Here is a 21116-nt window from a genome sequence, read left to right as displayed (position 1 = left end):
CGTTCTGCCCGCAACCACACGTTGCGGGCTTTCTTTTGAAGAAGTGATTCACCGCCCCAATGAACAAGTACCTCTTGTCCAGCCTCTGCCTGCTTGCTCTGAACAACGCCAACGCCGACGGCCAACCGCTGACGCTGCCCGCCGGCACCATCTCCGCGCCTGCGGTTGACGAAGAAAGTGTCAGCCTGAGCACGCCGACCACCGCCGGCTCGCGCCTGAACCTGACGGCCATGGAAACCCCGGCCAGCGTCGAAAGCCTCAGCGGCGAACAAATACGCGCCCGTGGTGATCGCAGCGTGCAGGACGCGGTGTCGCGCAGCACCGGCATCAGCCGCACCGGCACCCCGGGCGATGGCGGCACCTCGTTGCAGGCACGCGGTTTTACCGGGCAGAGTTCGGTGATGCAGTTGTATGACGGCAACCGCCTGTACACCGGCATGGGCACCGTGACCTTTCCGGTCGACACCTGGTCGGTGGATCGCGTCGATGTGCTGCGCGGCCCGGCCTCGGTGCTGTACGGCGAAGGCGCGACCGGCGCGGTGGTCAACGTGATCCCGAAGAAGCCGTTCGAAGGCGACATCGAAAACCACTTGCGCCTCGGCTACGGTTCCTACGACAGCCAGCAGCAGGCGTTCGACAGCGGCGGCTCACTGAGCGACACCCTGAGCTATCGGCTCAATCTCAATCGTCTGCGCAGCAATGGCTGGGTCGATCGCGGTGATTCATCAAGCGACTTCATCAGTGCCGCCCTGCGCTGGCAGGCCACCGACGACCTGGCATTCACCCTCGCCCACGATTACGGCGATCAGCGCCCGCAGAACTACTTCGGCACGCCGCTGATCAATGGCCGATTGCAGGACAGCCTGCGCAACAAGAACTACAACGTGCGCGACGACCAGCAGCACTACAACGATCAGTGGACGCGCCTGACCACGGATTGGCGGATCAACGACGCGGTCAGTGCCAGCAACGAGCTGTACTACCTCAAGGCCCAGCGCCGCTGGCAGAACGCCGAAAACTACAATTTCGACACCGCCACGCAACAGATCAGCCGCAGCGGCTACTTCGGCATCGGCCACCAGCAGGAACAGGTCGGCGACCGCCAGACCTTCACCTTTAAGCACTCGCTGTTCGGCCTCGACAGCCAGACCGTGACCGGCGTCGATTACAACCGCATCCGCTTCCAGCTCAACAGCAACTCGCCGTTCAACGACGTGCTGCCCAACGGTCAGCCCTTGGATCTGTATCACCCGCAACCGGCCTATTTCGAAAGCGCCAACCCGTACCGCGACCAGTTCGACAGCACCACCAAACAGATGTCAGTGTTCGCCGAAAACCGCACGCAACTGAGCGAGCGCTGGTCGCTGGTGACCGGCGTGCGTCGTGATTACGTGCATGTGGATCGCAACAATCTGATCGACGACAGCCAGAGCGACAAGACCCTGACCGGCAACAACTGGAAGGCCGGACTGCTGTTTGCCCTGACGCCGCAGACCTCGTTTTACGGCCAAGTCGCGACCAGTACCGATGGCATCGGCGGCCTGATTTCCCTGAGCCCGAGCCAACAGCAATATGACCTGTCGACCGCTCGCCAGACCGAAGTCGGAATGAAACAGTTGTTCTGGGATCAACGCGGCGAGTTCACCCTGGCGGCCTATCGCATCGTCAAGAAGAAGCTGCTGACCGACGATCCGGGCAACCCGACGCTCAAGCAGCAAGTCGGCCAGCAATCGTCCAATGGTCTGGAAGCCAGCCTCGATCTGCAACTGCCGCACGCCTGGCAACTGCAGGCCAACGCGGCGATTGTGAAGGCCAAGTACGATGACTTCTCCGAGGTGGTCAAAGGGCAAACCCTGTCGTACAACGGCAATCGTCCGGTGGATGTACCACGGCGCACCGCCAACCTGTGGCTGAACAAAAACCTCAGCGATGACCTGAAGGCCGGCGCCGGCGTGCGTTATGTCGACGCGCGCTATGCCGACATGGCTAATCGTAATGAGCTTCCGAGTTACACCGTGGTCGATGCGACGCTGTCGTGGCAGGCCCTGCGCAACACCACGCTCGGTCTGCAGGTGAACAATCTGTTTGACCGCCGGTACGCGCAAAGCCAATACAATGAGGGCCAGCAATGGATTCTCGGCGAGCCGAGATCGTTCTTCGTCACCGCTGATTACACTTTCTAACCCAACCCCTGTAGGAGCTGCCGCAGGCTGCGATCTTTTGATCTTGATCTTTAAAAGCAACAGCAAAAGATCGCAGCCTTCGGCAGCTCCTACAGGGGCAAGCATCATGAGCATTTGATGACCTCGCTAAACCTCGCCAATCTCGCCTGGACACCTCTGGGCCACGGCCACTGCCATCACCAGTTCCAACTGCGTGACGCCTCGTTGCAGGTGGCCGCCGGTGAGTTTGTCGGGCTGATCGGCCCGAACGGCAGCGGCAAGACCAGCCTGCTGCGGTGCGCCTATCGCTTCAGTCAACCGGAAAGCGGTGAGGTCAGACTCGATCACCACAAGGTGTGGAAACAGTCCTCGCGCTGGTGTGCACAACGCATCGCCGTGGTCCTGCAGGAATTCCCCGATGCCTTTGGCCTGACCGTCGAAGAGGTCGTCGCCATGGGCCGCACGCCGCACAAAGGCCTGTTCGATGGCGACACGCTGGAAGATCGCAATCTGGCGACGCAAGCGCTCAGATCAGTCGGACTCGACGGCTTCGAAGACCATGCGTTCGCCACCCTCTCCGGCGGTGAAAAACAGCGGGTGATCCTCGCCCGCGCCCTGGCCCAGCAACCGCAACTGCTGATCCTCGACGAGCCGACCAACCACCTTGACCCGCGTTATCAGCTCGAACTGCTGCAACTGGTCAAACGCCTGCAGATCGGCACCCTCGCCAGCATCCACGACCTGAACCTGGCCGCCGCATTCTGTGACCGACTGTACGTGATCAACCACGGGCGCATCGTCGCCAGCGGCACGCCGCAAGATGTACTGACCACCGAGCTGTTGCGCGACGTGTTCGGCGTCGAGGCGCTGATCGACTCCCACCCCCTCCACGGCTACCCGCGAATCACCTGGATAACCCGACCATGACTGTGCGTTCCCTGCTTTGTGTCGCTCTTCTGTTGTGCAGTGCCCAGGCCTTCGCCGAAGCCACGAAATACCCGTTGACCATCCATAGCTGCAACCGCGAAGTGACCTTCAACGAAGCGCCGAAACACGCGGTCAGCCACGACATCAACATGACCCAGATGATGCTCGCCCTCGGCCTCAAATCGCGCATGGCCGGTTACAGCGGCGTCAGCGGCTGGAAGTCGGTGACGCCCGAGATGCAGTCGTTGCTCGACGGTTTGCCGGAGCTGGCTGCGAAATATCCGTCGGTGGAAACCCTGCTCAACGCTAACGTCGATTTCTTTTTCGCCGGCTGGGATTACGGCATGCGCGTCGGTGGCGACCTCACGCCGCAGACCCTGCAACCGCTGGGCATCAACGTGTATGAGCTGACCGAATCCTGCGCCTTCGTGATGAAGCGCCCGGCGGCGACGCTGGACGACACCTATAACGACCTGCGCAACCTCGGGAAAATTTTCGACGTGCAGGATCGCGCCAACGCACTGATCGCCGACATGCAGAACCAGGTTGCCGAGATCCGCAAAGACCTGCCCGCCGACAAGCCGCGCGTGTTTCTCTACGACAGCGGTGAAGACCGCGCCATGACCTCCGGGCGTCTTGGCATGCCGCAGGCGCTGATTGATGCCGCAGGCGGGCGCAACATTCTCGACGACATCGACGCGAGCTGGACGAGGGTCAACTGGGAGACCGTGGTCGAACGCAATCCGCAGGTGATCGTGATCGTCGACTACAGCGAAATCACTGCCGAGCAGAAGATCGAATTTCTGCTGAAGAACACGGCGCTGCAAGCGGTCGATGCGATCAAGAACCAGCGCTTCATCGTCATCCCTTACGTGCAGGCCACGCCGGGGATCGATAACGTGCTGGCGGTGGAAACCCTGGCCAAGGGGTTTCACGGCGAATGATCGACCGTCGCTACACCCTGCTGCTGATTGCCCTCGGTGCCGTGTTGCTGGTGTCGTGCGTGGTGTCGCTGGGCTTTGGTCCGGCGCGGGTGCCGGTGGACGTCATGTGGCGGATTCTGCTGCACAAGTTGTTCGGCCTCGGCGTACCGGATTGGAGCGCTGGCCAGGAACACATCGTCTGGCTGATTCGCGTGCCGCGCATGTTGCTCGGTGCACTGGTCGGCGCCGGTCTGGCGTTGATCGGCGCAGTGTTGCAAGCGGTGACGCGCAATCCACTGGCCGATCCGCACCTGCTTGGCGTCACCTCCGGCGCGACGTTGGGCGCGGTGATCGTGGTGCTGCACATCGGTGAGATCGTCGGCCTGCTGACCATGCCGATTGCCGCGTTCATCGGTGCGCTGCTGAGCATGTTTCTGGTGCTGGGGATTGCCAACCGTCAGGGCCGGCTCGACAGCGATCGCTTGCTGCTGTGTGGCGTGGCGGTGTCGTTCGTGATGATGGCGATCGCCAACCTGCTGCTGTTCATGGGCGACCATCGCGCCAGTTCGGCGGTGATGTTCTGGATGCTCGGTGGCCTCGGCCTGGCGCGCTGGGAGCTGCTGACGATACCCGCGCTGAGCGTGCTGCTTGGCCTGGTTTTGCTGTTGGGCATGGCCCGTCCGCTGAACGCCTTGATGGCCGGCGAACAGACCGCCGTCACCCTCGGCCTGAATGCCCGCGCGGTGCGCCTGCGGGTGTTTGTAATCGCCTCGTTGATGACAGGAGTGCTGGTGTCGATCAGTGGCTCAATCGGTTTCGTCGGGCTGATGGTGCCGCACATCGCCCGGCGTCTGGTCGGCGCCGAACACCGGCGATTGCTGCCAGCCTGCGTCCTGCTCGGCAGCCTGTTCCTGGTGTGGGTCGATGTCGCCGCACGCACGATGATCGCCCCGGAAGACCTGCCCATCGGCGTCGCCACCGCAGCCATCGGCGGCCTCTTTTTCATAGGCCTGATGCGCCGCCGCTGACACAACACAATCCCCCTGTAGGAGCTGCCGAAGGCTGCGATCTCTTGATCTTGCTTTTGATCATTAAAAAACAAAGTCAAAAGATCGCAGCCTTCGGCAGCTCCTACAGGAATTGTGGGCGCCCCAATCTGGCGCGGTTGCCTGCACCAGCGCTCCCTGCGCGTGCCTTCATGGTGCACCCCGCCAACGCACAACCGCTCTAAACCGACATTTCCCTGCCCGATCCCGACCGGGCACAGCCCTTGCAAAACACCCTTCAGTCATCCGCATCTGCCAACCATAAAAAACTTTAACGTTCGTGGAGATCGCACAATGAAGCGTCGCAGTTTGATCAAGGCTTTCACTCTCACGGCATCCATTGCCGCGATGGGCATGACCTGGACTGTCCAGGCTGCCGAGACCATCAAGGTCGGGATTCTGCATTCGTTGTCCGGGACCATGGCGATCTCCGAAACGTCGCTCAAAGACATGGCGCTGATGACCATCGACGAGATCAACGCCAAGGGCGGGGTCAACGGCAAAATGCTCGAACCGGTGGTGGTCGACCCGGCGTCGAACTGGCCGCTGTTTGCCGAAAAGGGCCGGCAGTTGCTGACCCAGGACAAGGTCGCGGTGGTGTTCGGTTGCTGGACCTCGGTGTCACGTAAATCGGTGCTGCCGGTGTTCGAAGAACTCAACGGCCTGCTGTTCTACCCGGTGCAGTACGAAGGCGAAGAGATGTCGCCGAACGTGTTCTACACCGGCGCCGCGCCGAACCAGCAAGCGATCCCCGCCGTTGAATACCTGATGAGCGAAGAAGGCGGCAGCGCCAAGCGCTTCTTCCTGCTCGGCACCGACTACGTCTACCCGCGCACCACCAACAAGATCCTGCGCTCGTTCCTGCACTCCAAAGGCGTGGCCGACAAGGACATCGAAGAGGTCTACACCCCGTTCGGTCATAGCGACTATCAAACCATCGTCGCCAACATCAAGAAATTCTCCGCCGGCGGCAAGACTGCGGTCATCTCCACGGTCAACGGCGACTCCAACGTGCCGTTCTACAAAGAGCTGGCCAATCAGGGCCTGAAGGCTACCGACGTACCGGTGGTGGCGTTCTCGGTGGGTGAAGAAGAGCTGCGCGGCATCGACACCAAACCGCTGGTGGGCAACCTTGCGGCGTGGAACTACTTCGAGTCCGTGGAGAACCCGGTGAACAAAAAGTTCGTCGCTGACTGGAAGGCCTACGCGAAGAAACACAATCTGCCGGGCGCCGACAAAGCGGTGACCAACGACCCGATGGAAGCCACTTACGTCGGCATCCACATGTGGGCGCAAGCAGCGGAAAAAGCCAAGTCCACCGACGTCGACAAGGTCCGCGAAGCGCTGGCCGGCCAGACCTTCGCCGCGCCGTCCGGTTACACCCTGACCATGGACAAGACCAACCACCACCTGCACAAACCGGTGATGATCGGCGAGATCCAGAACGACGGTCAGTTCAACGTCGTGTGGCAGACCGAAGGCCCGATCCGCGCGCAGCCGTGGAGTCCGTTTATCGATGGCAACGACAAGAAGCCGGATTATGCGGTGAAGAGCAACTGAGCCATTGGGTGTCGGGCTGATGAGCATTTTCGGCCCAACACAATCCCTCTGTGGGAACAATATTTTGTGGTGAGGGGATTCATCCCCGACCGGCTGCGAAGCAGTCGCGAAATCAGCCGACGCGATCAATCTGATACACCGCGACCGCTGGATTTGGGGCTGCTTCGCAACCCATCGGGGATGAATCCCCTCGCCACAAAGACTGTGCCCACCATTAGTCCGCGCAAGGCGACTCTTTATGCCGACTACCCTTTACCGCTTCATCCTCGCCATCGCACTGCTGTTGCCGATGACTGCCTTTGCCGGCGACGCCGAAGACTTCGTCGCCGCCAACCCGGTGCAGCAAGCCAGACTGCTGGAAGCCTGGGCCGCGCAGCCCGAGCCTGCCCGCATCGAACTGATCAACGCCCTGCAGCAAGGCGAACTGACCGTCGACGGCCAACCCAAAACCCTGCGCCTGAACAACCGCCTGCGGGGTCTGATCGACACCGCTCTGGCCAGCCACCAATTGCTCGCCGCCGACGCCAAAACCCGTCTGACTGCTGCGCAGCAATTGCAGAAAAGCGCGAAACCCGCGCAGCTGAAATTCCTCGACCAGCAACTGGCTGGCGAAAAAGACGAGAACGTCCACGCCGCCCTGAGCCTGGCGCTGGCCAACCTGCAACTGGTGGACAGCGACCCAGCGGTGCGTCTGGCCGCCGTGCGCCTGCTCGGCGAAACCGGCGATCCGCTGGCCCGCACCCGCCTGGAAGGACTGCTCGAGCCCGGCGTCGAAAGCGATGCCGGCGTGCGCACCGCCGCCGAAACCAGTCTCGCTCAAGTCAAACGCAAACTGCTGATCGGCGAAGTGCTCGGTCAAGCCTTCAGCGGCATGTCCCTCGGTTCGATTCTGCTGCTCGCGGCCCTCGGTCTGGCGATCACTTTCGGCCTGCTCGGGGTGATCAACATGGCCCACGGCGAGATGCTGATGCTCGGTGCCTACTCGACCTACGTGGTGCAGCTGATGTTCCAGCGTTACGCACCGCAAGCCATCGAGTTCTATCCGCTGATCGCGCTGCCGGTGGCGTTCTTTGTCACGGCGGCGATCGGCATGGCGCTGGAACGCACGGTGATTCGTCATCTCTACGGCCGACCGCTGGAAACCCTGCTCGCCACCTGGGGCATCAGCCTGATGCTGATCCAGTTGGTGCGCCTGCTGTTCGGTGCGCAGAACGTCGAAGTGGCGAACCCGGCGTGGCTGTCCGGCGGGATTCAGGTGCTGCCGAATCTGGTGCTGCCGTACAACCGCATCGTGATCATCGCCTTCGCCTTGTTCGTGGTGGTGCTGACCTGGCTGCTGCTGAACAAGACCCGCCTCGGCCTCAACGTCCGAGCAGTCACGCAGAACCGCAACATGGCCGCCTGCTGCGGCGTGCCCACCGGGCGCGTCGACATGCTCGCCTTCGGCCTCGGCTCGGGCATCGCCGGCCTTGGGGGCGTGGCCCTGAGTCAGATCGGCAACGTCGGCCCGGATCTGGGTCAGAGCTACATCATCGATTCGTTCCTGGTGGTGGTGCTCGGCGGCGTCGGCCAACTGGCCGGCAGCGTGCTCGCCGCGTTCGGCCTGGGCATCGCCAACAAGATTCTCGAACCGCAGATCGGTGCGGTACTCGGCAAGATCCTGATCCTCGCGCTGATCATTCTGTTCATCCAGAAACGTCCGCAAGGCCTCTTCGCACTGAAAGGACGGGTGATCGACTGATGAACCAGCCTCTACTTGTCACGGCCACGCAAAAGGCCGGCCCGAAACTCACCCTCGCCATCGGCGCGGTGATCCTCGCGCTGCTGATTGCCTTGCCGCTGCTCTCGCTGTTGGCACCGGACAGCGCGCTGCACGTCTCGGCCTACACCCTGACGCTGGTCGGCAAAATCCTCTGCTACGCCATCGTCGCCCTGGCGCTGGATCTGGTCTGGGGTTACGCCGGGCTGCTGTCGCTGGGTCACGGTCTGTTCTTCGCTCTCGGCGGCTATGCGATGGGCATGTACTTGATGCGTCAGGCCGCCGGGGATGGCTTGCCGGCGTTCATGACTTTTTTGTCGTGGACGGAATTGCCGTGGTACTGGAGCGGCACCGGCAGCTTTATCTGGTCGATGTGTCTGGTGGTGCTGGCTCCCGGTCTGCTGGCGCTGGTGTTCGGTTTCTTCGCCTTCCGCTCGCGGATCAAGGGTGTGTATTTCTCGATCATGACCCAGGCCCTGACCTTCGCCGGCATGCTCCTGTTTTTCCGTAACGAGACCGGGTTTGGCGGCAACAACGGCTTCACCAATTTCCGCACGATTCTCGGTTTCGGCATCACTGAGCCGGGCACCCGCGCGGTGCTGTTTCTGGCTACGGTGTTGCTGCTGGTGGCGAGCCTGTTCATCGGCTGGCGTCTGGCGCAGAGCAAGTTCGGCCGGGTGCTGACGGCGCTGCGCGATGCGGAAAACCGCCTGATGTTCTGCGGCTACGACCCGCGCGGCTTCAAGCTGTTCGTCTGGGTCTTGAGCGCGGTGCTGTGCGGTCTGGCCGGGGCGTTGTACGTGCCGCAGGTGGGGATCATCAACCCCAGCGAAATGTCGCCGACCAACTCGATCGAAGCGGCAGTTTGGGTCGCCCTCGGCGGTCGCGGCACGCTGATCGGGCCGTTGCTCGGTGCCGGCGTGGTCAACGGCATGAAGAGCTGGTTCACCGTGGCCTTCCCCGAATACTGGCTGTTCTTTCTCGGCGCGTTGTTCATCGTCGTGACGTTGTATCTGCCCAAAGGCGTGATCGGCCTGCTGAAGAAACGAGGTGAACAATGAGAGTCACTGCGAGTGCTGAATTCATGCTCGAACCGGCGTTTTTCCCCGTGGAACCGAACAAGGACGAAGGCACCAGCCGCGACTCGATCGGCCTCGGCCAACGCGCCGGCCCGGGCCTCGACATCCGCCACGGCACGATCCTGACTCTGGAAGACATCAGCGTCAGCTTCGACGGCTTCCGCGCCCTGAACAATCTGAACCTGTACATCGGCGTCGGCGAACTGCGCTGCATCATCGGCCCCAACGGCGCGGGCAAAACCACGCTGATGGACGTGATCACCGGCAAGACCCGCCCCAGCCACGGCAAGGCCTGGTTCGGCGAAACCCTCGACCTGACGCAGATGAGCGAAGTGCAGATTGCCCAGGCCGGCATCGGTCGCAAGTTCCAGAAGCCGACGGTGTTCGAAGCCCTGAGCGTGTTCGAGAACCTGGAACTGGCGCAGAAAACCGACAAATCGGTGTGGGCGAGTTTGCGCGCACGCCTGAGCGGTGAGCAGCGTGATCGCATCAGCGAAGTGCTGGAGACCATTCGCCTGACGACGTCGGTCAATCGCCCGGCGGGCCTGTTGTCCCATGGGCAGAAGCAGTTTCTGGAGATCGGCATGCTGCTGATGCAGGACCCGCAATTGTTGCTGCTCGACGAACCGGTGGCGGGCATGACCGATGCCGAAACCGAATTCACCGCCGAGCTGTTCAAGTCGCTGGCCGGCAAACATTCGCTGATGGTGGTGGAGCACGACATGGGCTTCGTCGGCTCGATTGCCGACCACGTGACGGTGCTGCATCAGGGCAGCGTGCTGGCCGAAGGATCGCTGGAGCAGGTGCAGGAAAACGAGCGGGTGATCGAGGTCTACCTCGGCCGCTGAAGATTGTCCCCTGTAGGAGCTGCCGCAGGCTGCGATCTTTTGATCTTGTTTTTAAGATCAAGATCAAAAGATCGCAGCCTGCGGCAGCTCCTACACAGGGATTTGAGGAGATTTTGAGAATGCTGCAAGTCGACAAATTGCATCAGTATTACGGCGGAAGCCACATCCTGCGCGGCCTGAGCTTTGACGTAAACGTCGGCGAAGTCACCTGCCTGCTCGGGCGCAACGGCGTGGGCAAGACCACCCTGCTCAAGTGCCTGATGGGCCTGCTGCCGGCCAGGGAAGGGGCGGTGAACTGGGAGGGCAAACCGATCACCACGTTCAAGCCGCACCAGCGCGTACACGCCGGGATCGCCTATGTGCCGCAGGGCCGGGAAATCTTCGGCCGGCTCACGGTGGAAGAGAATCTGCTGATGGGTTTGTCGCGGTTTCCCGGCAGCGAAGCGAAAGAAGTCCCAGGTTTCATCTACGAATTGTTCCCGGTGCTGCTACAAATGAAGCAGCGCCGCGGCGGCGACCTGTCCGGCGGTCAGCAACAGCAGCTCGCAATCGGGCGCGCATTGGCCAGTCGTCCGCGTTTGCTGATCCTCGACGAACCCACCGAAGGCATCCAGCCCTCGGTGATCAAGGAGATCGGCGCGGTGATCAAGACCCTCGCGGCGCGCGGCGACATGGCGATTTTGCTGGTGGAGCAGTTCTACGATTTCGCTGCGGAGCTGGCCGATCAATACCTGGTGATGTCCCGGGGCGAGATCGTGCAACAGGGTCGCGGTGAAAATATGGAGGCCGAGGGTGTACGAGGTCTGGTAACAATTTAATCTGTAGCTTCCTAACGATAATTACAAACCATGAACTTACCGCTTCCCACTGCCCTGTTTACCCCGAGCTGGCACGCCGAGCTGGAGCTGGCCTACGCCCGCTTCGGCGACTGCACGCGGCCGGTTCAGCGCCGGCATCTCGGCCCGCTACGCGTGCAAAAGCACCTGTATGCCGAAGGCCCCGAGGTCTGCCAGCACATCATCGTCCACCCGCCGGGCGGGATCGCCGGCGGTGACCGGTTGAACATCAGCGCGCGCGTCGAACAGGACGCCTGGGCGCAGATCACCAGCCCCGGCGCGGCCAAGTGGTATCGCGCAGCGGGGCCGGCCTATCAGCAACTTGATTTGAAAGTCGCGGCCGGCGCGACGCTGGAATGGCTGCCGCAGGAAACTATCGTCTACAGCGCCGCTCAGGCTGAACTCAGCACCTCGATCGAACTTGAGGGCGATGCGCGGCTGTTCTACTGGGACGTGGTGGCGCTGGGCCGACCGGCCAGTGGCGAACGCTTCGACCTCGGACACTTTCAGGCGCATCTGGATATCCGCCGCGACGGGCGATTGCTCTGGCACGAGCGCCAGCGCATCAGCGGCAATGATGGTTTGCTCGATTCGCCGATCGGGCTGGATGGCAAACCGGTGTTCGCCACGCTGCTGGTCACCGGCGAGATTGATGCCGAGCTGCTGGAGCGGTGTCGTTCGCTGGGCCATGAGGTGCGCGGTGATCTGACCCAATTGCCGGGGCTTTTGGTCGCCCGCTGCCTGGCGAGCGAGGCACTGCTGGCCCGCGCCTGGCTGATCGACCTGTGGCGCCTGCTGCGCCCGGCCCTGCTCGGCCGCGAAGCCCAGCCACCCCGAATCTGGAACACCTGAAATGCATTCCCCTGTAGGAGCTGCCGCAGGCTGCGATCTTTTGATCTTGCTGTAAAAAATCAACATCAAAAGATCGCAGCCTGCGGCAGCTCCTACAGGGTGTACGACTTAACTTTCTTCTGCCGAGACCTGAAAGACAAATGGACCTGACCCCACGCGAAAAAGACAAGCTGCTGATCTTCACCGCCGGCCTCGTCGCCGAGCGCCGACTGGCCCGTGGCGTGAAGCTCAACTACCCGGAAGCCATGGCCTACATCTCCGCCGCCCTGCTCGAAGGTGCCCGTGACGGCCAGACCGTGGCCGAACTGATGCACTACGGCACCACCCTGCTGAGCCGTGAACAGGTGATGGAAGGCATCCCGGAAATGATCCCGGAGATCCAGGTTGAAGCCACGTTCCCCGACGGCACCAAACTGGTCACCGTCCACCAACCGATCGTCTGAGGCCGCGCCATGACCTACACCATTCGCGATGCCCTGCACGCCGATCTGCCGGCAATCCGCGACATCTACAACGACGCGGTGCTCAACACCACGGCGATCTGGAACGAATCGGCAGTCGATCTCGGTAACCGCCAGGCGTGGTTCAGCGCCCGTCAGGCCCAGGCCTACCCGATTCTGGTGATCGTCGACGCCGACAACGTGGTGCTCGGCTACGCTTCCTTTGGCGACTGGCGGCCGTTCGACGGCTTCCGCCATACCGTCGAGCACTCGGTCTACGTCCGTAGCGACCAGCGCGGCAATGGCCTTGGCCCGCAATTGATGAGCGTGCTGATCGAGCGGGCCAAAGCCTGCGACAAGCACGTGATGGTCGCCGCCATCGAAAGTGGCAACGCCGCTTCCATTCGTCTGCATGAACGCGCCGGTTTCAGCATCACCGGGCAGATGCCGCAAGTCGGCACCAAGTTCGGTCGCTGGCTCGATCTGACCTTCATGCAACTGACCCTCAATCCTGGCGCCCAGCCGCCGGTCGCCAACAAGGAGTGACACGCGATGAACCCCGCCCAACTGCGACGCGTCAATGCGGAAAGTTTTGCGCACTATCGTCAGGGCCTGATTGATCTGCTGCTCGACGCCGTGGGTTATGGCGCCAGCGTCGGTTTCATGGCCGACCTCGATGCCGCGCAAGCCCGCGCCTATTTCGATGAAGTGCAGCAACAAGTGAACAAGGGCAACGTGTTGCTCTGGGTGGTGGTCAAGGATGAAGAGGTGCAGGCCAGCGTGCAGTTGGGTCTGTGCCAGAAGGCCAACGGCCTCAATCGTGCCGAGGTGCAAAAACTGCTGGTGCGCGAACAGGCGCGCCGACGCGGCCTCGGCCAGCAATTGATGAATGCGCTGGAACTTGAAGCTGCCAAGCACAAACGCGGCATGCTCTACCTCGACACCGAGGCCGGTTCGCCCGCCGAAGATTTCTACAAGGCCCTGGGTTACACCCGCGCCGGCGAAATTCCCGACTACGCCTGCGACCCGCATGGCACGTATCGACCGACAGCCCTCTACTACAAGATTCTGCAAGGAGCCCGGCCATGATTCCCGGCCAGTACCAGATTCAGCCCGGCGACATCGAACTGAATGTCGGCCGCCGCACCCTCAGCCTGAAAGTCGCCAACAGTGGCGACCGGCCGATCCAGGTCGGTTCGCACTATCACTTTTTCGAAACCAACGATGCGCTGACCTTTGATCGCGCGGCCAGCCGTGGCATGCGCCTGAACATCCCCGCCGGCACTGCCGTGCGCTTCGAGCCGGGGCAGAGCCGCGAGGTCGAGCTGGTGGAGTACGCCGGGCATCGGCGGGTGTTCGGCTTTGCCGGGCGGGTGATGGGTGATCTCGACTGACATGCACACAACCCTGTGGCGAGGGAGCTTGCTCCCGCTCGAGTGCGTAGCACTCGCCAACCCGGGGAACGCGGTGTGTCTGTAAGAAATCATTGGCAGGTTTTGGGGCTGCTGCGCAGCCCAGCGGGAGCAAGCTCCCTCGCCACAATAAATTTTTGCAAGGAATTGAAATGAAGATTTCCCGGCAAGCCTACGCCGACATGTTCGGCCCCACCGTCGGCGACAAGTTGCGCCTGGCGGACACCGAGTTGTGGATCGAAGTCGAAAAGGACTTCACCACCTACGGCGAAGAAGTGAAGTTCGGCGGCGGCAAAGTCATCCGCGACGGCCAGGGCCAGAGCCAGTTGCTCGCCGCCGAAGTGGTCGACACCTTGATCACCAACGCGTTGATCATCGACCACTGGGGTATCGTCAAAGCCGACGTCGGCCTCAAGGACGGGCGCATCGCCGCGATCGGCAAGGCCGGTAACCCGGACGTGCAGCCCAACGTCACCATCGCCATCGGCGCCAGCACCGAAGTGATCGCTGGTGAAGGCATGATCCTCACCGCCGGCGGCATCGACACCCACATCCATTTCATCTGTCCGCAGCAGATCGAAGAAGCGCTGATGAGCGGCGTCACCACCATGATCGGCGGCGGCACCGGTCCGGCCACCGGCACCAACGCCACCACCTGCACCTCCGGCCCGTGGCATCTGGCGCGGATGCTCCAGGCCGCCGACGCGTTCCCGATGAACATCGGCCTCACCGGCAAGGGCAACGCCAGCCTGCCGGAGCCGTTGATCGAACAGGTCAAGGCCGGCGCTATCGGCCTCAAGCTGCACGAAGACTGGGGCACCACCCCGGCGAGCATCGACAACTGCCTCAGCGTCGCCGACCAGTACGATGTACAGGTGGCGATCCATACCGACACCCTCAACGAATCGGGTTTCGTCGAAACCACCCTCGGCGCGTTCAAGGGCCGCACCATCCACACCTATCACACCGAAGGTGCCGGCGGCGGCCACGCGCCGGACATCATCAAGGCCTGCGGTTTCCCTAATGTACTGCCGAGCTCGACCAACCCGACCCGGCCGTTCACCCGCAACACCATCGACGAACACCTCGACATGCTGATGGTCTGCCACCACCTCGACCCGAGCATCGCCGAAGACGTGGCGTTCGCCGAAAGCCGTATCCGCCGCGAAACCATCGCCGCCGAAGACATCCTCCATGACCTCGGCGCGTTTTCGATGATCAGCTCCGACAGCCAGGCCATGGGCCGCGTCGGCGAAGTCATCACGCGCACCTGGCAGACCGCCGACAAGATGAAAAAGCAGCGCGGCCCGCTGCCGCAGGACGGTGAAGGCAACGACAATTTCCGCGCCAAGCGCTACATCGCCAAGTACACCATCAACCCGGCAATCACCCATGGCATCAGCCATGAAGTGGGTTCGATCGAGGTTGGCAAGTGGGCCGATCTGGTGCTCTGGCGTCCGGCGTTCTTCGGCGTCAAACCGACGCTGATCCTCAAGGGCGGTGCCATCGCCGCCAGTCTGATGGGCGACGCCAACGCGTCGATTCCGACCCCGCAACCGGTGCACTACCGCCCGATGTTCGCCAGCTACGGCGGCTCGCTGCACGCCACCAGCCTGACCTTCATCAGTCAGGCCGCGCAGGAGGCCGGGTTGCCTGAAGCGCTGGGTTTGAAGAAGAAAATCGGCGTGGTCAAAGGCTGCCGCGACGTGCAGAAAACCGACCTGATCCACAACGATTATCTGCCGAGTATCGATGTCGACCCGCAGACCTATCAGGTCAAGGCCGACGGTGTGTTGCTGTGGTGTGAACCTGCCGAAACTCTGCCGATGGCCCAGCGCTACTTCCTGTTCTGACGCACGGTAAAAGGCCCCGGGTTCGTGTCTTGCGCACGATCCCGGGGCCTTTTTCATGGTGCTGGAAAAGCACCGTGCAAACGGTCGTGTATTTCCCGCCAAAGGGACTAATATTCGATTCGCTCCGCCTTTTTTCAGGAACTGCCCATGCGTCTTTCCGAGTTCATCGTGGCCAATATCGACCCTATCGTCGATGAGTGGGAACAGTTCGCCGCGACCATCACGCCGGCCGCCGACTATCTGGATTCCACTGCGCTGCGCGATCACGCCAGCGAGATTCTGCGGGCCGCCGCCCGCGACATGAACAAGCCGCAAAGCCCCGCCGAACAGGCTGCCAAAGCCAAGGGCGAGGGCCCGGAAAAGACCCCGAGCCTGGACGAGGCCGGCGCCAGCCATGGCGAATTGCGCCACACCGTGGGTTTTGACCTGGTGCAGATGACCAGCGAATTCCGCCATTTGCGCGCCTGTGTGATCCGCCTGTGGGTCAACAGCCTTGAATCGCCGGACATGACCTATTTCCAGGACATGATCCGCTTCAACGAAGCCATCGACGAAGCCCTCGCCGAATCCACTGCGGCCTACGCCGAGCAGGTCAATCGCTCGCGGGACATTTTCCTCGCCATCCTCGGCCATGACCTGCGCGCGCCGCTGCAGGCGGTGAGCATGTCCACCGAACTGCTGCTGCGCAAATCCAGCCTTGAGGGCGATGCACTGGCCTGCGCCCTGCACATCAAGCGCGGTGCGCGGCACATGGCGTCGATGGTCAGCGACCTGCTGGAACTGGTGCGCAGTCGCCTGGGCCGTAGCCTGCCGATCGAACCGGCGCCGATGGACCTGGCGGTTGCCGCGCGCGCAGCGATTGCCGAAGCCTGCGCCGGCCATCCGCAGTCCGATCCCAGGCTCACGGTGCACGGTGACACCCGCGGCGTGTGGGACGCCGGGCGAATCGACCAGTTACTGCAGAACCTGATCGGCAATGCCTTGCAGCACGGTGCCAGCCAGCGTGACGTGACCCTCGATCTGCGTGGCGAGGACGACTGCGTGTGCCTGTCGGTGCACAACTACGGCACACCGATTTCCGAAGAGGCTATCGGCACCATTTTCGACCCGTTGGTACGCAGCGCCGACGAAGAACTCGGGCAGCCGTCGACCAGCCTCGGATTGGGCTTGTTCATTGTCAAGGAAGTGGTGACCGCCCATGGCGGGACGATCGATGTCAGCTCGAGCGGGGCTGACGGCACGCTGTTCAGTGTGGTGTTGCCGAGAAAGGTTTAAGCAGGGAAATCTACGGAGTATTCATCGCTGGCAAGCCAGCTCCCACAGGTCCGGCGTCGAATACAAACTTTGTGTACGACAGGGTTCCTTGTGGGAGCTGGCTTGCCAGCGATGAGGCCGGCCAATACCACCGATAACCTATTCGACCACCAGCCGCCCCAAGCGCTGCCTGAGCATGCGGTTCTCCGCCCGCAGCTCATGCACTTCCTCCAGCAGATTCAGTGCCAGCGCGACGCCCTCCCACTCCAGCTCCAGCTCGCGCCGCAACTTCGCGGCGCGCTTGGCCAGGCTCAGCTCGTAGTCGGTGAACCGCCATTCCCGGGGCTGCGCGCCCTGAGGTTCGAGGATGCCGTGTTCGACGATTTCGATCACGTAGACGTCCGACAGATCGGCCGCCTCACAGAATTCTGCCATGTCCAGTTGAACGATCAGGGGGCTGCTCATGATGGGCTACTCCGTCGTCGGGTTCAGAAGTTCTCTCGCGGGTTGAACGCGGCTTTCTTCGCCAGTTCCTGCCACAGCGCCTTGACCTCGTCGTCGGAGGTTTTCGGCATCACGGCCTTGAGCTGCACGAACAGGTAACCGCGCTCACCGGCCTTGTTTTTCAAACCATGGCCCTTGGCGCGCATGCGCTGGCCGTTCTGACTCCCGGCCGGAACCTTGAGGTTGATCTTGCCAGTCAGGGTCGGCACGGCCACTTCGGCGCCCAGCGCCAGCTCCCAAGGTGCCAATGGCAACGTGATGATCAGGTTTTCGCCTTCGACATCGAATTTGGGGTGCGGCGCAAAGCGAATGGTCAGGTACAGATCACCATTGGCCCCGCCACCGATGCCCGGTGCGCCCTGGCCTTTGAGGCGAATACGCTCGCCGTCGGTCACGCCCGCCGGGATCTTCACGTTCAGGCTCTTGCTGGTATTGCTGACGTGCTGACCGTTGGCGTTGTATTGCGGCACCTGAAAGGTGACCTTCTTCGATTCATTCGAGAGCGTTTCCTCGAGGAAGATCGGCAGTTCCATTTCCACGTCTTGCCCTCGGCGCCCTGCACTGCGTGATTGCCGACCCTCGCCGCCACCGAAACCGGGGCCGCGATTGCCGAAGATCGAACTGAAGAAGTCCGAGAAATCGCCGGTGTCGCCACCGCCGCCACCAAAGCCGCCACGGCTCTGCCAGCCCGGTGGGCCCTGGAACGGCTGACCGTGCTGGCCATAGCGGCGCAGGTCGTCGTATTCGGCGCGTTTGTCGGCGCTTTTCAGCGCTTCATAGGCTTCCGAGGCGTCCTTGAACTTGGCCTCGGCGTCTTTTTCCTTGCTGACATCGGGGTGGTATTTGCGCGCCAGCTTGCGATAGGCAGCCTTGATCGCCTTGTCGTCCGCTGTCGGCTCCACGCCGAGTATCTTGTAATAGTCTTTGAAGTCCATCGAAGGAATCACCATCCGTTATCGATTTCGCGCCGAGGCCAGCATGCGCTCATTCGCGCGTGCCGGGTTGACCGATCTCAACTTTGTGACCGGGTGGCGCAGCAGAAGTTTATCGGCAGTGGACGACGGTTCTTGCGACCGCCGGTATGTCTGCCGGCCCATGCCAGCAAGTTTGGGGCGAAGCTGCGACTTTCAAGAAGCTTAGTCGTGAAATAGCAGATGACCGGCCTTCGAATCTGCCGCGCACTGACATACACTGCGCGGCCGTTTTTTGACCGGAACCCGAAAGACATGAACAACGCCTCTCCAGCCCGTGCCTGCGGCATCGACTTCGGCACCTCCAACTCCACCGTCGGCTGGCTGCGCCCCGGCATGGAAACGATGATCGCGCTGGAAGACGACAAGATCACCCTGCCGTCGGTGGTGTTCTTCAACATCGAAGAGCGCCGTCCGGTGTACGGTCGTCTGGCGCTGCACGAATACCTGGAAGGCTACGAAGGCCGGTTGATGCGCTCGCTCAAGAGCCTGCTCGGTTCCAAGCTGATCAAGCACGACACCAGCGTGCTCGGCACCGCGATGCCGTTCAAGGACTTGCTGGGGCTGTTCATCGGCCAGCTCAAGAGCCGCGCCGAAACTGCCGCCGGTCGGGAGTTCGAACAAGTGGTGCTGGGCCGCCCGGTGTTCTTCGTCGATGACGACCCGCTGGCCGACCAGGAAGCCGAAGACACGTTGGGGGAAGTGGCGCGCAAACTCGGCTTCAAAGACGTGTCGTTCCAGTACGAACCGATCGCTGCGGCATTCGACTACGAGTCGACCATCGAAAAAGAAGAGCTGGTGCTGATCGTCGACATCGGCGGTGGTACGTCCGACTTCTCGCTGGTGCGCCTGTCGCCCGAGCGTCGCGGCATGGACAACCGCCACGATGACATCCTCGCCACCGGCGGCGTGCACATCGGCGGGACCGACTTCGACAAACAGCTGAGCCTGCAAGGCCTGATGCCGCTGTTCGGCTACGGCAGCCGGATGAAGAGCGGCGCCTACATGCCGACCAGCCACCACATGAACCTGGCGACCTGGCACACCATCAACTCGGTGTACTCGCAGAAATCCACCCTGGCGCTGGGTAGCATGCGCTACGACATCGAAGACACCGGCGGTATCGACCGTCTGTTCAAGCTGATCGAGCAGCGCGCCGGGCACTGGCTGGCGATGGAAGTCGAAGAAACCAAGATCCAGCTGACCCACGCCGACAGCCGCCACGTGCCGCTGGACCGTATCGAGCCGGGCCTGAGCGTGGAACTGAGCCGCGCCCTGTTCGAATCGTCGATCGACGCCTTGCTTGAACGCGTGCGCGGCAGCGTCACGCAGCTGTTGAACGATGCCAACGTGTCGGTCGCGCAGGTCGATACGGTGTTCTTCACCGGCGGTTCGAGCGGCATTCCGGCGCTGCGCAACAGCGTCTCGGCGATGCTGCCGAATGCGCGACATGTGGAAGGGAATATCTTTGGCAGCATTGGCAGTGGTCTGGCGATCGAGGCGATGAAGCGCTACGGCGCCATGAACTGATCCAAGACCGCGTTGCGCCCATCGCTGGCAAGCCAGCTCCCACAGGTTCTGCGCCGCTTTCGAAAGCGGTATCAATCCTGTGGGAGCTGGCTTGCCAGCGATGGCGTCAGTTAAGGCAACACAGTTATCGGATCAAACCATCCCGCCCAGCTTCAACTCACTCTTCAAATACGCGTAATAAATCGGCCCCGCCACCACCCCCGGCAGGCCGAACGCGGCTTCGAACACCAGCATCGCCAGCAGCAATTCCCACGACTTGGCACTGATCTGCCCGCCGACGATGCGCGCGTTGAGGAAGTATTCGAGCTTGTGGATAAAGATCAGATAGCCCAGCGCCGCCACCGCCACCCAGATTGACAGCGACAGGCCGACGATGGTGATCAGCGTGTTCGACATCAGGTTGCCGATCACCGGCAGCAGGCCGAGCAGGAAGGTCAGGACGATCAGGGTCTTGGTCAGCGGCAGCTTGATGCCGAACAGCGGCAGGACCACCACCAGGAAAATCGCGGTAAAGAAGGTGTTGAGCAGGGAAATCTTGATCTGCGCGAAGACGATGTTGCGAAAGGCTTGAACCACCAGGTGCAGACGGTCGAACAGAGCGGCGGCCAGCGGTTTGCGCTTGGTCAGGTCCGGCACGCGCTGCAAGGCGATGATCGCGCCCAGCACCATGCCGATCAGCAGGGTGACGAACATGTGCGCGGCGTCCTTGCCCACCAGTTGCAGCTCGGACAGGTGCTTGCTGCCCCACTCGCCGATCGCCACGCGAAATTCCGCAGCGCTGGCCGGCAGGTAGGCATCGAGGAATGGCGGCAGTTGCCCGCGCGCGCGGTCAACCACGCCCATGAATTTGTCGAGCGAGGCGCCCGGATTTTCCGCTTCGTGCAGCAGGAAACTGATGGCGCCGGCAAAGATCAGCGCCAGCACACTGACCACCAAAGTGCCCAGCAGCGCCACCGCCAGCCAGCGCGCACGCCGGCCTTCGATCAGCCGTTGCAGTTGCGGGGTAAGCATGTTGACCAGTTCGAACACCAGCAGACCGGCCAGCAGGCTGGGCAACAAGCGCAGCGGCAACGCCAGCAGCAGACCGCCACAAATGATGATGCAACTGACCCAGAACACAACATGACGCTCAGAAAACGTTGGCATACAGCCTCAAAACG

Annotated in this window: 20 protein-coding genes; 17 read left to right on the top strand and 3 right to left on the bottom strand. The window is 62.1% G+C overall.

Annotation, left to right across the window (positions count from 1 at the left end):
• The first annotated feature begins 59 nt into the window (after positions 1-59).
• The 16 genes from ABV589_RS18150 to ABV589_RS18075 all read left to right on the top strand — a co-directional run bounded on the left by ABV589_RS18150 (position 60) and on the right by ABV589_RS18075 (position 16972).
• Positions 60-2183, top strand: coding sequence for a TonB-dependent receptor (locus ABV589_RS18150; RefSeq protein ID WP_367082873.1), 2124 nt, complete (start codon positions 60-62; stop codon positions 2181-2183).
• A gap of 117 nt (positions 2184-2300) precedes the next feature.
• Positions 2301-3089 carry an ABC transporter ATP-binding protein gene (locus ABV589_RS18145; RefSeq protein ID WP_367082872.1) on the top strand — a complete coding sequence of 263 codons (789 nt, stop codon included), beginning with the start codon at positions 2301-2303 and terminating at the stop codon, positions 3087-3089.
• Positions 3086-4033: an ABC transporter substrate-binding protein gene (locus tag ABV589_RS18140; RefSeq protein ID WP_367082871.1), complete on the top strand. Its 948-nt coding sequence runs from the start codon at positions 3086-3088 to the stop codon at positions 4031-4033. The genes ABV589_RS18145 and ABV589_RS18140 overlap by 4 nt, the downstream gene beginning before the upstream one ends.
• Complete coding sequence (locus tag ABV589_RS18135; protein WP_367082869.1) at positions 4030-5040, top strand: iron ABC transporter permease; 1011 nt, start codon at positions 4030-4032, stop codon at positions 5038-5040. Before ABV589_RS18140 ends, ABV589_RS18135 begins: the two co-directional genes overlap by 4 nt.
• 312 nt (positions 5041-5352) lie before the next feature.
• Positions 5353-6618, top strand: a complete 1266-nt coding sequence (urtA, locus tag ABV589_RS18130) for an urea ABC transporter substrate-binding protein (protein WP_027613564.1) — start codon at positions 5353-5355, stop codon at positions 6616-6618.
• A gap of 238 nt (positions 6619-6856) precedes the next feature.
• The gene (gene urtB / locus ABV589_RS18125) at positions 6857-8359 is read left to right on the top strand and encodes an urea ABC transporter permease subunit UrtB (RefSeq protein ID WP_367082867.1); all 1503 of its coding nucleotides are present in this window, start codon (positions 6857-6859) and stop codon (positions 8357-8359) included.
• Positions 8359-9438, top strand: a complete 1080-nt coding sequence (gene urtC / locus ABV589_RS18120; protein WP_367082866.1) for an urea ABC transporter permease subunit UrtC — start codon at positions 8359-8361, stop codon at positions 9436-9438. Before urtB ends, urtC begins: the two co-directional genes overlap by 1 nt.
• A 23-nt stretch (positions 9439-9461) precedes the next feature.
• Positions 9462-10304, top strand: coding sequence for an urea ABC transporter ATP-binding protein UrtD (gene urtD, locus ABV589_RS18115; RefSeq protein ID WP_367086214.1), 843 nt, complete (start codon positions 9462-9464; stop codon positions 10302-10304).
• A gap of 119 nt (positions 10305-10423) precedes the next feature.
• The gene (gene urtE, locus ABV589_RS18110) at positions 10424-11122 is read left to right on the top strand and encodes an urea ABC transporter ATP-binding subunit UrtE (RefSeq protein ID WP_367082864.1); all 699 of its coding nucleotides are present in this window, start codon (positions 10424-10426) and stop codon (positions 11120-11122) included.
• 30 nt (positions 11123-11152) lie between these two features.
• Entirely contained in the window at positions 11153-11992 is an 840-nt protein-coding gene (locus ABV589_RS18105; protein ID WP_367082863.1) for an urease accessory protein UreD, read from the top strand.
• A gap of 140 nt (positions 11993-12132) precedes the next feature.
• Positions 12133-12435: an urease subunit gamma gene (ureA, locus tag ABV589_RS18100; RefSeq protein ID WP_003221215.1), complete on the top strand. Its 303-nt coding sequence runs from the start codon at positions 12133-12135 to the stop codon at positions 12433-12435.
• 9 nt (positions 12436-12444) lie between these two features.
• Positions 12445-12978, top strand: coding sequence for a GNAT family N-acetyltransferase (locus ABV589_RS18095; RefSeq protein ID WP_047600616.1), 534 nt, complete (start codon positions 12445-12447; stop codon positions 12976-12978).
• 6 nt (positions 12979-12984) lie between these two features.
• Positions 12985-13521 (top strand): GNAT family N-acetyltransferase, encoded by a 537-nt coding sequence (locus tag ABV589_RS18090; protein WP_367082861.1) that lies wholly within the window; start codon positions 12985-12987, stop codon positions 13519-13521.
• Positions 13518-13826, top strand: coding sequence for an urease subunit beta (locus ABV589_RS18085; protein ID WP_007966984.1), 309 nt, complete (start codon positions 13518-13520; stop codon positions 13824-13826). The genes ABV589_RS18090 and ABV589_RS18085 overlap by 4 nt, the downstream gene beginning before the upstream one ends.
• Positions 13827-13996: 170 nt before the next feature.
• Positions 13997-15697 (top strand): urease subunit alpha, encoded by a 1701-nt coding sequence (gene ureC / locus ABV589_RS18080; RefSeq protein WP_367082859.1) that lies wholly within the window; start codon positions 13997-13999, stop codon positions 15695-15697.
• 147 nt (positions 15698-15844) lie between these two features.
• Positions 15845-16972: a sensor histidine kinase gene (locus tag ABV589_RS18075; RefSeq protein ID WP_367082857.1), complete on the top strand. Its 1128-nt coding sequence runs from the start codon at positions 15845-15847 to the stop codon at positions 16970-16972.
• 138 nt (positions 16973-17110) lie between these two features.
• On the opposite strand, the gene ABV589_RS18070 is transcribed toward ABV589_RS18075, so the two are convergent.
• Positions 17111-17416, bottom strand: a complete 306-nt coding sequence (locus ABV589_RS18070) for a chaperone modulator CbpM (RefSeq protein WP_003221201.1) — start codon at positions 17414-17416, stop codon at positions 17111-17113.
• A 23-nt stretch (positions 17417-17439) separates the two neighbouring features.
• On the bottom strand, positions 17440-18390 hold the full coding sequence (locus ABV589_RS18065) for a DnaJ C-terminal domain-containing protein (RefSeq protein ID WP_367082855.1): 951 nt from the start codon (positions 18388-18390) through the stop codon (positions 17440-17442).
• Positions 18391-18681: 291 nt separating this feature from the next.
• Between ABV589_RS18065 and ABV589_RS18060 the strand changes: the two genes are divergently transcribed.
• The gene (locus ABV589_RS18060) at positions 18682-19956 is read left to right on the top strand and encodes an Hsp70 family protein (RefSeq protein ID WP_367082854.1); all 1275 of its coding nucleotides are present in this window, start codon (positions 18682-18684) and stop codon (positions 19954-19956) included.
• Positions 19957-20088: 132 nt separating this feature from the next.
• Here ABV589_RS18060 and ABV589_RS18055 read toward each other — a convergent pair whose 3' ends face one another.
• Entirely contained in the window at positions 20089-21102 is a 1014-nt protein-coding gene (locus tag ABV589_RS18055; RefSeq protein WP_367082853.1) for a hypothetical protein, read from the bottom strand.
• Positions 21103-21116: the final 14 nt, after the last annotated feature.

It is taken from the genome of Pseudomonas sp. HOU2 (genome assembly GCF_040729435.1).
In the GTDB taxonomy this organism is placed as follows: domain Bacteria; phylum Pseudomonadota; class Gammaproteobacteria; order Pseudomonadales; family Pseudomonadaceae; genus Aquipseudomonas.
The sequence above is the reverse complement of the archived record's forward strand: the minus strand, read 5'-3'. Positions and strand labels throughout refer to the sequence as shown.

Excerpts from the sequence above, each read along its gene's own strand:
- ABV589_RS18060 (WP_367082854.1), top strand. The coding sequence starts at position 18,682 with ATGAACAACGCCTCTCCAGCCCGTGCCTGCGGCATCGACTTCGGCACC.
- urtA (WP_027613564.1), top strand. The coding sequence starts at position 5,353 with ATGAAGCGTCGCAGTTTGATCAAGGCTTTCACTCTCACGGCATCCATT.
- ABV589_RS18145 (WP_367082872.1), top strand. The coding sequence starts at position 2,301 with ATGACCTCGCTAAACCTCGCCAATCTCGCCTGGACACCTCTGGGCCAC.
- ABV589_RS18095 (WP_047600616.1), top strand. The coding sequence starts at position 12,445 with ATGACCTACACCATTCGCGATGCCCTGCACGCCGATCTGCCGGCAATC.
- urtE (WP_367082864.1), top strand. The coding sequence starts at position 10,424 with ATGCTGCAAGTCGACAAATTGCATCAGTATTACGGCGGAAGCCACATC.
- ABV589_RS18135 (WP_367082869.1), top strand. The coding sequence starts at position 4,030 with ATGATCGACCGTCGCTACACCCTGCTGCTGATTGCCCTCGGTGCCGTG.
- urtC (WP_367082866.1), top strand. The coding sequence starts at position 8,359 with ATGAACCAGCCTCTACTTGTCACGGCCACGCAAAAGGCCGGCCCGAAA.
- ABV589_RS18085 (WP_007966984.1), top strand. The coding sequence starts at position 13,518 with ATGATTCCCGGCCAGTACCAGATTCAGCCCGGCGACATCGAACTGAAT.
- ABV589_RS18055 (WP_367082853.1), bottom strand. The coding sequence starts at position 21,102 with ATGCCAACGTTTTCTGAGCGTCATGTTGTGTTCTGGGTCAGTTGCATC.
- ureA (WP_003221215.1), top strand. The coding sequence starts at position 12,133 with ATGGACCTGACCCCACGCGAAAAAGACAAGCTGCTGATCTTCACCGCC.
- ABV589_RS18070 (WP_003221201.1), bottom strand. The coding sequence starts at position 17,416 with ATGAGCAGCCCCCTGATCGTTCAACTGGACATGGCAGAATTCTGTGAG.
- ABV589_RS18105 (WP_367082863.1), top strand. The coding sequence starts at position 11,153 with ATGAACTTACCGCTTCCCACTGCCCTGTTTACCCCGAGCTGGCACGCC.
- ABV589_RS18090 (WP_367082861.1), top strand. The coding sequence starts at position 12,985 with ATGAACCCCGCCCAACTGCGACGCGTCAATGCGGAAAGTTTTGCGCAC.
- urtB (WP_367082867.1), top strand. The coding sequence starts at position 6,857 with ATGCCGACTACCCTTTACCGCTTCATCCTCGCCATCGCACTGCTGTTG.
- ureC (WP_367082859.1), top strand. The coding sequence starts at position 13,997 with ATGAAGATTTCCCGGCAAGCCTACGCCGACATGTTCGGCCCCACCGTC.
- urtD (WP_367086214.1), top strand. The coding sequence starts at position 9,462 with ATGCTCGAACCGGCGTTTTTCCCCGTGGAACCGAACAAGGACGAAGGC.
- ABV589_RS18065 (WP_367082855.1), bottom strand. The coding sequence starts at position 18,390 with ATGGACTTCAAAGACTATTACAAGATACTCGGCGTGGAGCCGACAGCG.
- ABV589_RS18140 (WP_367082871.1), top strand. The coding sequence starts at position 3,086 with ATGACTGTGCGTTCCCTGCTTTGTGTCGCTCTTCTGTTGTGCAGTGCC.
- ABV589_RS18075 (WP_367082857.1), top strand. The coding sequence starts at position 15,845 with ATGCGTCTTTCCGAGTTCATCGTGGCCAATATCGACCCTATCGTCGAT.
- ABV589_RS18150 (WP_367082873.1), top strand. The coding sequence starts at position 60 with ATGAACAAGTACCTCTTGTCCAGCCTCTGCCTGCTTGCTCTGAACAAC.